Source organism: Rhodococcus opacus B4 (assembly GCF_000010805.1).
GTDB classification, from domain to species: domain Bacteria; phylum Actinomycetota; class Actinomycetes; order Mycobacteriales; family Mycobacteriaceae; genus Rhodococcus_F; species Rhodococcus_F opacus_C.
In genome coordinates, this window is the sequence record NC_012522.1 from 537,206 (window position 1) to 550,891 (window position 13,686).

The 13,686-nt window shown below is 65.5% G+C and carries 11 protein-coding genes and 1 pseudogene; 10 read left to right on the forward strand and 2 right to left on the reverse strand.

Translation table 11 applies throughout. The annotated features are described in order from the left end of the window. The first annotated feature begins 23 nt into the window (after positions 1–23). Entirely contained in the window at positions 24–1,082 is a 1,059-nt protein-coding gene (locus ROP_RS02455) for an ABC transporter permease (protein ID WP_012687775.1), read from the forward strand. Positions 1,083–1,087: 5 nt separating this feature from the next. After that, on the forward strand, positions 1,088–1,903 hold the full coding sequence (locus ROP_RS02460) for an ATP-binding cassette domain-containing protein (protein WP_012687776.1): 816 nt from the start codon (positions 1,088–1,090) through the stop codon (positions 1,901–1,903). An 82-nt stretch (positions 1,904–1,985) separates the two neighbouring features. On the opposite strand, the gene ROP_RS02465 is transcribed toward ROP_RS02460, so the two are convergent. Next, positions 1,986–3,020, reverse strand: a complete 1,035-nt coding sequence (locus ROP_RS02465; RefSeq protein WP_012687777.1) for a LacI family DNA-binding transcriptional regulator — start codon at positions 3,018–3,020, stop codon at positions 1,986–1,988. 97 nt (positions 3,021–3,117) lie between these two features. Here ROP_RS02465 and ROP_RS02470 point away from each other — a divergent pair, with 97 nt between their 5' ends. The 5 genes from ROP_RS02470 to ROP_RS02495 all read left to right on the forward strand — a co-directional run bounded on the left by ROP_RS02470 (position 3,118) and on the right by ROP_RS02495 (position 8,697). Then, the gene (locus ROP_RS02470) at positions 3,118–3,393 is read left to right on the forward strand and encodes a hypothetical protein (protein ID WP_043824110.1); all 276 of its coding nucleotides are present in this window, start codon (positions 3,118–3,120) and stop codon (positions 3,391–3,393) included. Between the two features lie 52 nt (positions 3,394–3,445). Then, on the forward strand, positions 3,446–4,882 hold the full coding sequence (locus ROP_RS02475; RefSeq protein WP_012687778.1) for an NAD(P)/FAD-dependent oxidoreductase: 1,437 nt from the start codon (positions 3,446–3,448) through the stop codon (positions 4,880–4,882). A gap of 340 nt (positions 4,883–5,222) precedes the next feature. Then, on the forward strand, positions 5,223–6,716 hold the full coding sequence (locus ROP_RS02485; protein WP_012687780.1) for a CoA-acylating methylmalonate-semialdehyde dehydrogenase: 1,494 nt from the start codon (positions 5,223–5,225) through the stop codon (positions 6,714–6,716). Between the two features lie 181 nt (positions 6,717–6,897). Further along, on the forward strand, positions 6,898–8,313 hold the full coding sequence (locus ROP_RS02490; RefSeq protein ID WP_012687781.1) for a sugar porter family MFS transporter: 1,416 nt from the start codon (positions 6,898–6,900) through the stop codon (positions 8,311–8,313). A 27-nt stretch (positions 8,314–8,340) separates the two neighbouring features. Further along, a complete protein-coding gene (locus ROP_RS02495; RefSeq protein WP_012687782.1) occupies positions 8,341–8,697 on the forward strand; it encodes a universal stress protein in 357 nt (118 codons plus the stop codon). Between the two features lie 250 nt (positions 8,698–8,947). Here ROP_RS02495 and ROP_RS02500 read toward each other — a convergent pair whose 3' ends face one another. Continuing rightward, positions 8,948–9,475, reverse strand: coding sequence for a hypothetical protein (locus ROP_RS02500; RefSeq protein ID WP_012687783.1), 528 nt, complete (start codon positions 9,473–9,475; stop codon positions 8,948–8,950). Between the two features lie 512 nt (positions 9,476–9,987). Here ROP_RS02500 and ROP_RS43695 point away from each other — a divergent pair. The 3 genes and pseudogenes from ROP_RS43695 to ROP_RS02515 all read left to right on the forward strand — a co-directional run bounded on the left by ROP_RS43695 (position 9,988) and on the right by ROP_RS02515 (position 13,486). Next, positions 9,988–10,389: a hypothetical protein gene (locus tag ROP_RS43695; RefSeq protein WP_158306502.1), complete on the forward strand. Its 402-nt coding sequence runs from the start codon at positions 9,988–9,990 to the stop codon at positions 10,387–10,389. A 557-nt stretch (positions 10,390–10,946) separates the two neighbouring features. After that, a pseudogene (locus tag ROP_RS43960) lies at positions 10,947–12,713 on the forward strand (zinc ribbon domain-containing protein); the annotation flags it as partial. Positions 12,714–12,907: 194 nt separating this feature from the next. Further along, complete coding sequence (locus ROP_RS02515) at positions 12,908–13,486, forward strand: dihydrofolate reductase family protein (protein ID WP_012687787.1); 579 nt, start codon at positions 12,908–12,910, stop codon at positions 13,484–13,486. The last annotated feature ends 200 nt before the right edge of the window (positions 13,487–13,686 follow it).

Below are 13,686 nucleotides of genomic sequence, written 5' to 3' on the forward strand. Positions count from 1 at the left end.
GTCGGCGTCACGGAAGGAAAGTCATGTCCACACAACAAGATCTCGACCTGTCCAGCCACAAGGTCGTTCACGACGAGCGGGTGAAGGAACAAAAACGCCTGCAACGTCTGCTGCTTCGCCCGGAGATCGGGTCCCTGTTCGGTGCGATCGCGATCTTCGTCTTCTTCATGATCGTCGCACCCCCGTTCCGCAGCCCCGAAGCCCTCGCCACCGTCCTCTACGCCAGCTCCACGATCGGGATCATGGCCTGCGCGGTCGCACTGCTGATGATCGGCGGCGAATTCGACCTCTCCGCCGGTGTCGCGGTGACCACCAGCTCACTCGCCGCGTCGATGATCGCCTACAACCTGCACCTGAACCTGTGGGCCGGCGCCGCCCTCGCCCTCGTGGTGTCGCTGGCGGTCGGGTTCTTCAACGGCTACCTGGTGATGAAGACGAAGATCCCCAGCTTCCTGATCACCCTCAGCTCGTTCCTCATGCTCACCGGCATCAACCTGGCGGTCACCAAACTGATCACCGGCCAGGTCGCCACCCCCAGCGTCTCCGACATGCAGGGCTTCGACTCGGCCAAGAAGGTGTTCGCGTCCTCGTTCACCATCGCCGGGGTGTCCGTCCGCATCACCGTGCTCTGGTGGCTGCTGTTCACCGCGGTCGCCACCTGGGTGCTGTTCAAGACCCGGATCGGGAACTGGATCTTCGCCGTCGGCGGCAACCAGGACTCCGCCCGCGCCATCGGCGTCCCGGTCACCAAGGTCAAGATCGGCCTGTTCATGACCGTCGGGTTCGCGGCCTGGTTCGTCGGCATGCACCTGCTGTTCTCGTTCAACACCGTCCAGTCCGGGCAGGGCATCGGCAACGAGTTCCTCTACATCATCGCCGCGGTCATCGGTGGCTGCCTGCTCACCGGCGGCTACGGTACCGCGATCGGCGCCGCGATCGGCGCGTTCATCTTCGGCATGACGAACCAGGGCATCGTCTACGCGGGCTGGAACCCGGACTGGTTCAAGTTCTTCCTCGGCGCGATGCTGCTGTTCGCGGTCATCGCCAACAACGCCTTCCGCAACTACGCCGCCAAGAGGTGACCGGTATGAGTACCATCGAACAGATGCCCGTCGATACCGAACCCGGTGGGGGCGGCAAGATCCCGCTCATCGAGCTCAAGCACGTCGGCAAGCAGTACGGCAACATCATCGCCCTCGAGGACATCAACCTGCGGGTGCGGGCCGGTGAGGTCACCGGTGTGCTCGGCGACAACGGTGCCGGCAAGTCCACCCTGATCAAGATCATCGCCGGGCTGCACCAGCAGAGTTCGGGGGAACTGCTCGTCGACGGCGAGGCGCTCACGTTCGACTCCCCGAAGGAGGCCCTGTCCAAGGGCATCGCCACCGTCTACCAGGACCTCGCCGTGGTGTCGCTGATGCCGGTGTGGCGGAACTTCTTCCTCGGCCAGGAACTGCGCTCCGGACCGATGCGGTCACTGGACTCGAACGGCATGCGGGCCACGACGCAGGAAGAGCTCCACAAAATGGGCATCGACCTGCCCGATGTCGACGCCCCCATCGGGTCGCTGTCCGGTGGTCAGCGCCAGTGTGTGGCGATCGCCCGGGCGATCTTCTTCGGCGCCCGCGTCCTGATCCTCGACGAGCCCACCGCCGCTCTGGGTGTCAAGCAGTCCGGAATGGTGCTGCGCTACATCTCCGCCGCCAAGGAACAGGGGTTCGGGGTCGTCTTCATCACCCACAACCCGCACCACGCGTACATGGTCGGTGACCACTTCGTCCTCCTCAACCGCGGACGGCAGAAACTGGACTGCACCTACGACGAGATCAGCCTCGAAGAACTCACCCAGCAGATGGCCGGCGGCGACGAACTCGAAGCACTCACCCACGAATTGCGCCGCTGAATTCCTCTCGGCACTCCTGTCACGACTGCACCGCCCCGGGCTCCCCGGGGCGGTGCAGTCGTGCGCCTGGACTTCGCCGACGTCAGGGCATGTTGTAGGGAGTGATGATCCGGATCGGCGACATCACCGTGGTCACGCCCGATAATCCGCCGCGACTCTGAATCAGCATGCGGCAGGCCAAGTTCGCATCGAACCGGAGGTCGTGCTCGAGGACGGCGGAAATCTTCTTCTCACGCAGCAATTGCCGATTGTCACTGTCGAGGTCGTGGGCGATGAAGACGCGGTAACTACGGCCGAGTTTCTCGAAGGCACGCACGGTCGCCATGTTGCCACCGCCGATCGAATAGACAGCCTCGATACCGGGGTTACGTTCGAGGGCATCGAGCACGAGTTGCTCGACCGTCGAATCGAGGCCTTCGCTTTCCGAAATGTCGATCAGTGTGCGCTGAGAGCCCATCCCTCCGACGCTGCCCGAGCGCCGGAGTGCGCCGCGGAAGCCCATTTCACGCTCTTCCTCGCCGCGAAACGCATTGCTACTCAGTGTGACCAGCACACTGGCGGGGTTGTCGCGCAACCATTGCTCGAGGAGATAAGCGGCCGTTTCACCGGCCGCCCGGTTCTCGATACCGACGTAACCGACCCGGTTGCTGCTCGGGACGTCGGTAGCGTAGGTGACGACCGGGATTCCCTCCTCGGTGAGCCGATCGATGGCGTCGGCGACCTCGGTGGTGTCGGGAGCCTTGACGATGACGCCGTGCGAGGGTCGTTTGGCGAGCTTGTCGAGCACCTCGACCATCGCTGGGACCGAACCGGTCTCGCGGAAGTGAAACCGTGTCCGCACCACTGCCGGAGCGAGCGCCGGCAGTTCCGCTTCGACCGCCTCCTGGAACGCCCCGGAGAACCGGGTCGGGGCCTGCATCACGACGTCGAAGAGGTACTTCCGTCCAGCCAACCGCAGCTGGGAGCGCTGCTTGTCCAGGTCGATGATCGCCTGCGCCACCTCGGCCCGGGTTCCTTCTCGCACCCCGGCGCGGTTGTGGAGCACTCGGTCGACGGTCGCCTCACTGAGCCCGGCTTGTTGGGCGATCTCACGAACTTTGTAACGACTGTGCGCCACAATTTCCCCCTTGAGGTGAAAATGATGGACAATGCCTGTTGATTGAGGCCTGTATCACAGCAAGACTAGCAGGAGTACACGGAACACGCTCCTTCCAATGCTCCTTCGGATAACCGTCGCCCGTGGATCCGTCACCATCGACTCCGGCATCCGGCCCGGGTCGGCCGAAGGCCGAAAGGACAGCAGTGACCACCCCCACGAGCGGGATCGCCCTCCGTATGAACAAGGCACTCCCCCAGCATTTCTCGAGTTCGCTGCGTTCTGGATGGTCGCGGTCGACGACATCGCCGGGCGGCGGCGACCACGCCGCCGCTCGATGGCCGACACCGCGGCACGGCATCACCCGTGCGTCTCGCAGCTGACCTCGCCCTGACACACCTCACGCACACTTCGGCGTCCCTCGAGGCGCCGCGGAAAGGCTTCACATGACCACGCCAGCGCAGCAGAATCCCGAACGCCACAAGGTCGTGGTGATCGGCTCGGGATTCGGAGGACTGTTCGCCACGCAAGGTCTGCACCGCGCCGACGTCGACGTGACCATCATCGACCGCACCACGACACACCTCTTCCAGCCCCTGCTCTACCAGGTGGCGACCGGAATCCTGTCCGAGGGCGAGATCGCGCCCTCGACGCGGACGGTACTGAAGGACCAGGCCAATGCGCGGGTGCTGCTGGGATCGGTGACCGACATCGACCTCGCCGCCCAAACGGTCACCTCGCAGTGCGACGACACGACCACCGTCACCCGGTACGACAGCCTGATCGTCTCGGCCGGTGCGCAGCAGTCGTACTTCGGCAACGATCACTTCGCCGAGCACGCGCCCGGACTCAAGACCATCGACGATGCCCTCGAGGCGCGGGGCCGGATCCTGCACGCCTTCGAAAAGGCCGAACTGATCGACGACCCGGTCGAGCGGGCCCGTCAACTCACCTTCGTCGTCGTCGGCGCCGGCCCCACCGGAGTGGAGCTGGCCGGACAGATCGCCGAGCTGGCTCACCGCACCCTCGACGGGACGTTCCGGTCGATCTCCCCCACGGCGGCACGGGTCGTCCTGCTGGACGCCGCACCGCAGGTGCTGCCCCCGTTCGGCGCCAAGCTCGGCACTGCGGCGACCCGCACCCTGCAGAGCAAGGGCGTCGAAGTCGAACTCGGAGCCATCGTCACCGACGTCGACGAGCATGGTTTGACCGTCAAAGACGCCGACGGGCATACGCGACGCATCGAGGCGGCGTGCAAAGTGTGGTCCGCCGGGGTGTCGGCCAGCCCCCTCGCGAAGCAGCTCGCCGAGCAGACGGGCGCCCCACTCGACCGTGCCGGCCGCATCAGTGTGGGAGCCGATCTGACCCTGCCAGGGCAGCCGAACGTCTTCGTCATCGGTGACATGATGAGCCGCGACCAGCTTCCCGGTGTCGCCCAAACCGCCATCCAGGGCGGCCGATACGCCGCCCGGCACATCGCGCGGGAAGCCGATGGCACCTCACTTCCGCAGGACCGGGCACCGTTCCGCTACCGGGACAAGGGCAGCATGGCGACGGTCTGCCGGTTCAGTGCCGTCGCACAGGTGGGGCGGTTCGAGTTCAGCGGATTCATCGCCTGGTTGCTCTGGCTTGCCGTGCACCTGGTCTACATCGTGGGCTTTCGCAGCCGGATCGCCACCCTGTTGTCCTGGACCTCGTCGTTCCTCGGCAGCGGGCGAGGCCAATTGACCACGTCGGAGCAGCAGATCCGCGCCCGCTCCGCCGTGACCAGCCGGCAAGGACAGAGTGAGCGCCCCTCCCCGGCACTCATGCCAGACGAACTTGGCAGCCCATCCCACGACCCCGTCGCGCACGAGGCCGCTTCGGCGATCCGCGTTTCGTAACCACCACCCCGTTTCACCTGATTGGAGCCGTTATGTCAGAGAGGATCGGTGCCGAGCTCATCGACTTCGGCTTGCGGTGGGCACCGTTCGGCGGACCCTGCGACGACGACCTCCTCGTCGAATTCGGCATGACGTCCGGCACCTACTACAACCGGCTAGCGCGCGCGCTTCGGATGCGACCAGCTGTCCAGGGCGGTGAAGCCGCGCACCGCTCATTGCTGGACATGTGCTACCGGCAAGAGCCCCGCTCAGGCGGGTTCGAGGCGTCCACATCCGACCCTCCCACACCCACCACCAGCACCTCCCCTAGTAAATAGTTCGAAGCGTGAAAGGTTCACCGATGTCCAACGTCATCACCCATTGGCTCGACGGCAAGAGTTTCACCGGTACCAGTGGGAACACCGCCCCCGTCACCAACCCTGCCACCGGTGAGGTCACCGGTCAGGTCGCCCTCGCCAGCGTCGAGGATTCCCGCGCGGTGATCGACGCCGCAGCCGCGGCGTTCCCGGCGTGGCGGGACACCTCCCTCGCCAAGCGCACCCAGATCATCTTCAAGTTCCGGGAACTGCTCAACGAGCGCAAGGGCGAGCTCGCGGAGATCATCACCGCCGAACACGGCAAGGTCGTCTCCGACGCGTTGGGAGAGGTGTCCCGCGGCCAGGAGGTCGTCGAATTCGCCTGCGGCATCGCCCACCTGCTCAAGGGCGGCATGACCGAAAACGCCTCCACCAACGTCGACGTGCATTCGATCCGCCAGCCCGTCGGCCCGGTCGGGATCATCTCCCCGTTCAACTTCCCCGCCATGGTCCCGATGTGGTTCTTCCCCGTCGCCATCGCCGCCGGCAACACCGTCGTCCTCAAGCCCTCGGAGAAGGACCCCACCGCCGCCATCTGGATGGCCGAACTCTGGGCCGAGGCCGGACTGCCGGCCGGGGTGTTCAACGTCCTCCAAGGGGACAAGACCGCCGTCGACGAACTGCTCACCAACCCCGCCATCAAGGCCATCAGCTTCGTCGGATCCACCCCCATCGCCCAGTACGTGTACGCCACCGGCACCGCCCACGGCAAACGCGTCCAAGCCCTCGGCGGCGCGAAGAACCACGCCATCGTCCTGCCCGACGCCGACCTCGACCTGGCCGCCGACGCCATGGTCAACGCCGGCTTCGGCTCCGCCGGTGAACGCTGCATGGCCATCAGTGCGCTGGTGGCGGTCGGCGACATCGCCGACGAGTTGGTCGCGAAGATCAAGGAGCGCACCGACACGTTGAAGATCGGGGACGGCACCAAAGACTCGGACATGGGACCGTTGGTGACGAAGGTGCACCGCGACAAGGTCGCCTCCTACATCGACGCCGGCGAACACGACGGCGCCAGCATCGTCGTCGACGGCCGCACCGTGCAGGCCAACGGCGGCAAGGACGGGTTCTGGCTCGGACCCACCCTGATCGACCACGTCACCACCGACATGTCCGTGTACACCGACGAAATCTTCGGACCCGTCCTGTCCGTGATCCGGGTCGACTCCTACGACGAGGCCCTGGAGTTGGTGAACTCCAGCCAGTTCGGCAACGGCACCGCCATCTTCACCAACGACGGCGGCGCCGCCCGCCGGTTCCAGAACGAGGTCGAGGTCGGCATGGTCGGCATCAACGTCCCCATCCCCGTCCCCATGGCCTACTACAGCTTCGGGGGCTGGAAGAACTCGCTGTTCGGCGACACCCACGCCCACGGCGCCGAGGGTGTGCACTTCTTCACCCGAGGCAAGGTCGTGACCACCCGCTGGCTCGACCCCAGCCACGGCGGCCTCAACCTCGGCTTCCCCCAGAACAACTGACCGACGACGCCCGGGCCGGGCTGACGCCCGGCCCGGGACGTCCGCCCTGCGGTCTGCCCGCTCCGACCTCACCAAGGTCAGCAGCGCGTCGCACAGATGATTCTTCAGGTTCGATACAAGAGATTCTGCTACAGCAGAATTCGCACTTCCCCTTATGGAGTGCGACGAGGAGATGTGTTTCATGTTGACCGACTCTGGCCGCGCAACCGCCGCCACATCCAGTTCCACTCGTAGCAATCGCCCATCCAAGCGTCTCGGCCTCATCGCCTTCATCGCAACATTCGGCGGGCTGCTCTTCGGATACGACACCGGTGTCATCAACGGTGCCCTCGAACCACTCAAAGAAGACCTCGGGCTCACCGCGCTCACCGAGGGCTTCGTCGTCAGCATCCTCATCTTCGGAGCGGCATTCGGAGCACTGATCGGCGGCCGACTCTCCGACCGATACGGCCGACGCCACAACATCTTGCTGCTCTCAGTCGTTTTCATGACCGGAACCCTCGGCTGCGTCCTCGCCCCGACATGGGAGGTCCTAGCAGCCTTCCGTTTCGTCCTCGGTCTCGCGGTCGGCGGTGCATCAGCGACCGTCCCCGTGTATTTGGCCGAGATGTCCCCCGCCGAACGGCGCGGCAGCATCGTCTCGCGCAACGAGTTCATGATCGTCTCCGGTCAATTCGCCGCATTCGTCATCAATGCCGTCATCTTCAACATCTGGGGGGAGCACGATTCAGTCTGGCGGTACATGCTGCTGGTCGCCGTCGCCCCGGCGATCGTGCTTCTGCTCGGGATGCTTCGGATGCCCGAAAGTCCGCGGTGGCTGATCTCACAGGGCCGTCACGACGACGCACTCATGGTCCTCCAACAGGTCCGCACCCCCGAAGCCGCACAGGCAGAAATGGCGGAGGTCGAAGCCCTCGCCGAGGAAGAGAAACTCACCCAGGTCGGCGGCCCAATCGATCTATCCGTGAAGTGGATCCGACGCCTGATGCTGATCGGGATCGGACTCGGGGTATTCCAGCAGTTCACCGGCATCAACTCGGTGATGTATTACGGAACCCAGCTACTAGCAGATGCCGGATTCTCCTCGAGCGCCGCCATCGTCGCGAACACCCTCAACGGTCTGGTCAGCGTGCTCGGCATCACCATCGCACTGAAGGTGATGAACAAAGTCAACCGACGCACCATGCTGTTCGTCGGTTTCGCCCTCATCACCATCTTCCACCTGCTCATCGGCCTGTCCGCCGTGCTCCTACCGGATGGCACCGTCAAGGCGTATTGCATCCTCGTATTCGTCGTCCTGTTCGTCTTCTCCATGCAGGGCACCATCGGACCTCTCGCATGGTTGATGCTCGCCGAAATCTTCCCGCTCAAGATCCGCAGCTTCGCCATCGGCGTCTGCATCTTCGTGTTGTGGATCGCCAATGCCCTTGTCGCGCTGTTCTTCCCACCAGTGGTCGCGGCGATCGGCATCGCTATGACCTTCTTCATCTTCGCCGGCCTCGGCCTGCTCGCCTTGATCTTCACCACACAGGTGCCCGAAACTCGCGGACGTTCCCTCGAAGAGCTCGAAGACGATTTCCGCGAGAAGTACTCCTAACCACGCGTCTTTCAGAAGGAACCGATCATGACGGTGCTCGTCGCGGTAACCGACACCCCCGAGGGTGCCCAAGCCCTCATCGCAGGCAAAGAGGAAGCCGAACGCCTCGGAACCACACTCCTCGTGCTCAACCTGTCCCTCAGCGAGTTCCCACCGACCGAACTTGCCATAGCTGATGAGGCCGACATCCTCGATCGCAGCGGACGTCAAGCCCGCGATCCGGCAGTGACCGTCCTCGACCTCATCCAGGAGCGCCCCGACATCGAACGCCTGGTGATCGGTGTCAAACGCCGAAGCAGGGTCGGCAAGGCCCTTCTCGGCAGTATCAGCCAGAGACTGATCCTGCACTCCCCCGTACCCGTCCTGGCCGTCAAGAACGAATGAGGCCAGCACCGCAGGACCGGTCGCGCCAGTAGTCCGCGCAAGAGGAGACCAGCGAGGTCTCCGCGCACAGGCGGAGTAAGGCGGGATTGGCACCCGCGCTGCTATGGGACTACCGGCCTGTCAGGTCGTGGACTACCGAGAACCGGACCATTGCGCCAGACGCGAACACGTATTGAGACCGACGATGTTTCTCGCCGGCCTTCCACGGAGTCACCTCGGCGTCGGTCTACTGACCATTGCCGCGTCCGCGCTACCAACTGCTGCCGAATGGTCCGGGTGGCGGCTCGACGGGATACGCCGCGACGTCCATGATCACCGAGCCTTCGCACGGCCCGCCGTCGATGTCGGTACGCCAGGAACCGGTCAGCGTCCCGTCTGGTTGCGGTGTGTAGTACGCAACCGAATGCGCCGGCGCCCACACCTTCGGCACACCCTCACCTTGGTAGCAGTCCCACTCCCAGTCGTACGTGTGGACCCAGCTGGTCCCGTCCCAGATGTATCGCGGCGGTAGCGGCAGTGTCGGGTTGGCCGGCGTCGGCCCATCGGTCACGGTGGCAACGCAGGAATCGTCCGTGCAACTCGTCTCGAATCGGTACGTATCAGCGAAGTCGGGCTCCCACTGCCGCGCAGCCAAACTCGTACCGGTCTTCGTCGCGGCGAAGCGCTTCAACGAGTACTCGCCCGACCAGGACGGCTGCATCGGTGCCGCCCCCGCAGGCACAGCCCCGGCAACCGACCAGGACGCGATCAACGCGACTATCAGCAGTGACTTGCGCATGACGAGATTGAATCACAGGTGCCGGCGATGTATTGCGTATACAAACCGGCTTCGGCGACACCGCGCTGGCTCGCCGCCCGACTGTCTCGGGTCCGGTGAAATGGTTGCGCAGCGCGGCGCACTGGCCGCTTTGGTGATCCGAGCGCGCATGCCCGGCGTGGCGCGCACTACCCTCGACCTGTCTCGACCCCTGGCGCCGCAGGCGGTGCGGCCTCGGCATTCACCTTTCGCCGACGAATCCGTCACCGGTCATCGCTCACCGTGTTTCGCTCTACGCTTTCTGTATGAGCACGTCGGAGACCTGGACGGCCGACTTCGCAAACCGGGCCGCGAGGCGAGCAGCGGAACCCGACCCGGACTGGTCGCGCGGGTGCCGTCGGCATCCTGCGGTGGCACGGCTCGGATGCTTGCGGCGCTGCTACGCGCCGCCGGTGTCCCGACCGTGGGTCGGCACTGGTCCGACACCATATTTGTGCATTTGCGTCTGTCGAGAGGCTTTGCGGCTCGAGCTCATGGTCGTCACCGTCGCGGAAGTTGTTGCGCTGCGCTACTACCGTGCGCTCGCCGACGGCGGCGGTGACGCGCTGCCGGCCGAAGTATCCAACCGAATCCTCGACGACGAGCGACACCACGTCCCGTTCCAGAGCCGTCGCCTGAGCACCGGCTTCGCCCACACACCGGCGCCGGCGCGAGCCGCGATCGGGCGGATTTGGCGCGCACTGGCGTTTGCGGTTGCAATGGTCGTCGCATGGAATCACGGACCGGCCCTGCGCGTGTTGGGCGTGACACGGCGGACCTTCGTCTCCGACACCAAGCGGTTGTTCGACAACGCCGCCGCAGAGGCCATGCACACACAGAGAAACAGGCCGCCGCACGCCTGCCAATCCGCGGTACTCCGCGGATCAGGACCGTGATCAGATCACCGGTCTGAGCAGGTGAGTGGCGACCTGTTGCTCGTCGCGTTGGTAAGAGTAGTTCACCCCTCTGACAGAGATCGCCACCAGGCTCTCAACTGTTACCGTAATCCCTTTCCTGGCCCTTCCTGTTTCGATTGGATCATGCGCATCGGCGAGGCGGCGGCAACCTGAACATGTCCGTGGTGGGGGTCGGAAGGCCCCGTCGCGGGGCCGGTTACCTTCTCGGCGTACACGTTCCGGTCAGCGAGAGTATTCGATCGGCAGGATCGCGACGTCAATCTGGGTCGACCTGCACCGGAGAGTGTTCGGGCCGACAGGGCGGAAGCAGTGGTACTGCCGGGTGCCCGGCTCGACCGGCCCGGAACCCTCACTCGCCGATCAGGAAAAGACGTCGCGTGAGAGTGCCACCGGCACCGGGTACCGGGCCCACCAGGATCGTGGTTCCGGTCTGCGGGGGACTCGACCGGGCGTGACATCGGATGCTCGACGACGCAGCCACCGGCCGGTTCGCGGTGGTGCCAGTGGTGGCGAGATCGGTTGGCGCGGGTTTCGGGGTGGCGTGGATCGAGCGTGAGGTGTCGGTGGTCGGCGTTAGGGTCGAGACCGTCGGTGAGGGTGAGCCGATCGGGCTCGACGACGTCGACACCCGGGTGCGGTGGCTGCTCGACCTGATCTCGGGCGCCGAAGCGCAGATGCTGTCGCGGCTGTGGCAACCGGCCACCTTCGATGTCCTCGCCGCCGGCGTGGACCGCCAGGGCCGCAAGCTCGCGACGCAGGGCCATGTCGCTGCTGCGCGTCTGGGCTGGACCCCGCACTACCCGGACGGGGTGTACGTGCCGTCGCGGGTGACGCGGGTGGTGACGGCGCAGGTGATGGCGTCCCTGCGGACCCTGGCCTTCCGGGACACCGCGATCGCGTCGCTGTCTGAGCGGTTCGACCCGGCCACCGGGCGGATAGCCCCACCCACCGCTGCCGCGGACTGGATGCCGCCCGGTTTCGCTCGGGGCGTGCGGCGCCAGCTGATTGCCCGCGCCCGCCGCGACGGCGACGCGGTGCCGTCCGGCCGGTTGCGGATCACCGACATGCAGGCACCACCGCAGACGAGCGCGATGGCCCGGCTCTCGGCCGCCGATCGGCAGCTCGCACAACTCACAGTGGCAGAGCGTGAGTTGGTGTTGACGGTGAAACTGCCCACCACTCCCGCCCCGACCGGACGCGCGCAGTGGCGCAGTGTTCGGCTGACCGCCGCCATCCCCGCGCACCTGCACGGCCGGGCGATCACCGACTGGCATCTGCCGACCCTCGTCCTCGACAAGAAAGGCCTGTTGTTGCGGTGCGCGGCCACCGAACTCGTCCCTTCCGGTGACCTGGGATCGGCGACCGTCGCGGTGGGGTGGATTGGTCCCCGTCCACGCTCGGTGCCGCCGCCATCACCACCGACAGCCCGGAGGGGCTGGTCTCGGACTTTCGGGGTTTCACGTACGACGACCGCGGCCTCGGGACCAAACTCGCCCGCCTGCAGACCGAAGGCGAGTTGCTGCACCGCAAGGCCGCCCGGCTGACGCAACTCGCCACCAACGCCGAACCCGAGGCCCGCACCCAACTCGAGGCGAAGATCGCCGTCCTCAACGAGCATCGCACTGCGGCGGGCGCCAAGCGCGTCAAGATCAACCGAGAGCTGGGATTCCACTTCGCCCGCCAGACCGCCGACTACGCCACCGCGGCGGGGGCGACGGTGATCGCGGTGGAGGATCTCACCACCCTCGAGACCCGCGGACACGGCCGAGTCAACAACAACCGGGCCGCGCAGTCCGCCCGCCGCAAAGCGATCACTGCCCTCGCGCACACCGCCGCGAGTGTCGGCATCACGGTGGTCTCGGTGCCGGCCCGCGGATCCTCCGCGCAGTGTCCGGGCTGCGACGCACCCCTCGCACGCCCCGACGGCTACCACACCGCGTGGTGTTCAGGTTGCCGGGTCGGCGGCAACCGCGACCACATCGCCGGAGTGAACCTGGCCAAACGCGCACTGCTCGGCAAAGGCAAGGTGACCCGTCGGCGGGGGCAGATGCCCGCGGTCCGGGTCGCCGAGCACGCGCCGGTCCGCCGGTCCCGGGACAAAACCGGTCCGACACCGCGTCGGCCGCGGCACCGCCGGGTCCGCCGCAGCCTGCCCACCGTGACACCGCGGGCGGGGGTGACTCCGAAACAGATATGTTCCTGCACCTCGAGCGTCGGTGTGGGACACGGTCCAACCCGCACCACCTCACGGTGATGCGGGTAGCCGTGAAGTACATACACCTCCTACGCCGGCCACGTCAGTGGTAGGAGTAGGAGATCTATGTAGACGCTATCGAGAACGACTTGTGGCCAGTTCTTCATCAGCGCGCCCACGACTGCCGACCTCAGCGCGACGTCGCAAATCCCGACAACGCTGCGGCCAGTCGACGACGATGAGTTTCGCAGTTGATCCCAGTCTGTACCCATATCGATCGAAACCTGACTCGAGGAGAACGACATGACCGCGACCTACACCTTCGACGTCTTTTCCAGCCTCGACGGCTACGGCGGCGTCAGCGGTGGCGACTGGGGCGGCTACTGGGGCAAGCAGGGCCCGGAGTTACTCGACCACCGTCTCGCCTTGTACGACTCGGAGCAGCGGATGATCTTCGGGGCCAATACCTATCGGGCATTCGCGCAAATGCTGGCATCGAGCACCGAGGAGTCGGAGGTGCGTGACCCGTGGGTCACGCGGATGAGGAGCTTGCCGGCAACGGTGGTGTCGACGACGCTGGAAGGACCTCTCGACTGGCCGGACGCTACCATCGTGAGCGGTGACGCCGTCGATATCGTCGCCCGGCTCAAGCAGGAGTCCGACGTGCCGCTGCGCTCACACGGCAGTCTGTCGATGAACCGGGCGCTGATGGCCGCCGGCCTCGTCGACCGCCTGCAGGTGACGCTCTTCCCTGTGATCACCGGCAAGACCGGTGATGACCCGATCTTCCAGGGTGCGGCCGACTTCGACCTGGAGCTGCTCGAGAACCGGACGCTCGACGGTGACATCCAGGAGCTCATCTACCGACCCACCCTTCATTGACCTACCGATTCCCGATGCGCGAGTGGAATTCCGGTCTGTCTTCCACGGCTGCGCACACCGGATGACATCATCCGTGGATGGAAACGCGCCGAACGATCGATCTCAGGGTTCCTCTCCTCTTCGTCCAGACGTTGCAAGGTGGCGCGGGGATTCAGAACGGCGACCTGAGCTCTGATTCGTGTGGTCGTCTCATCTTCTTG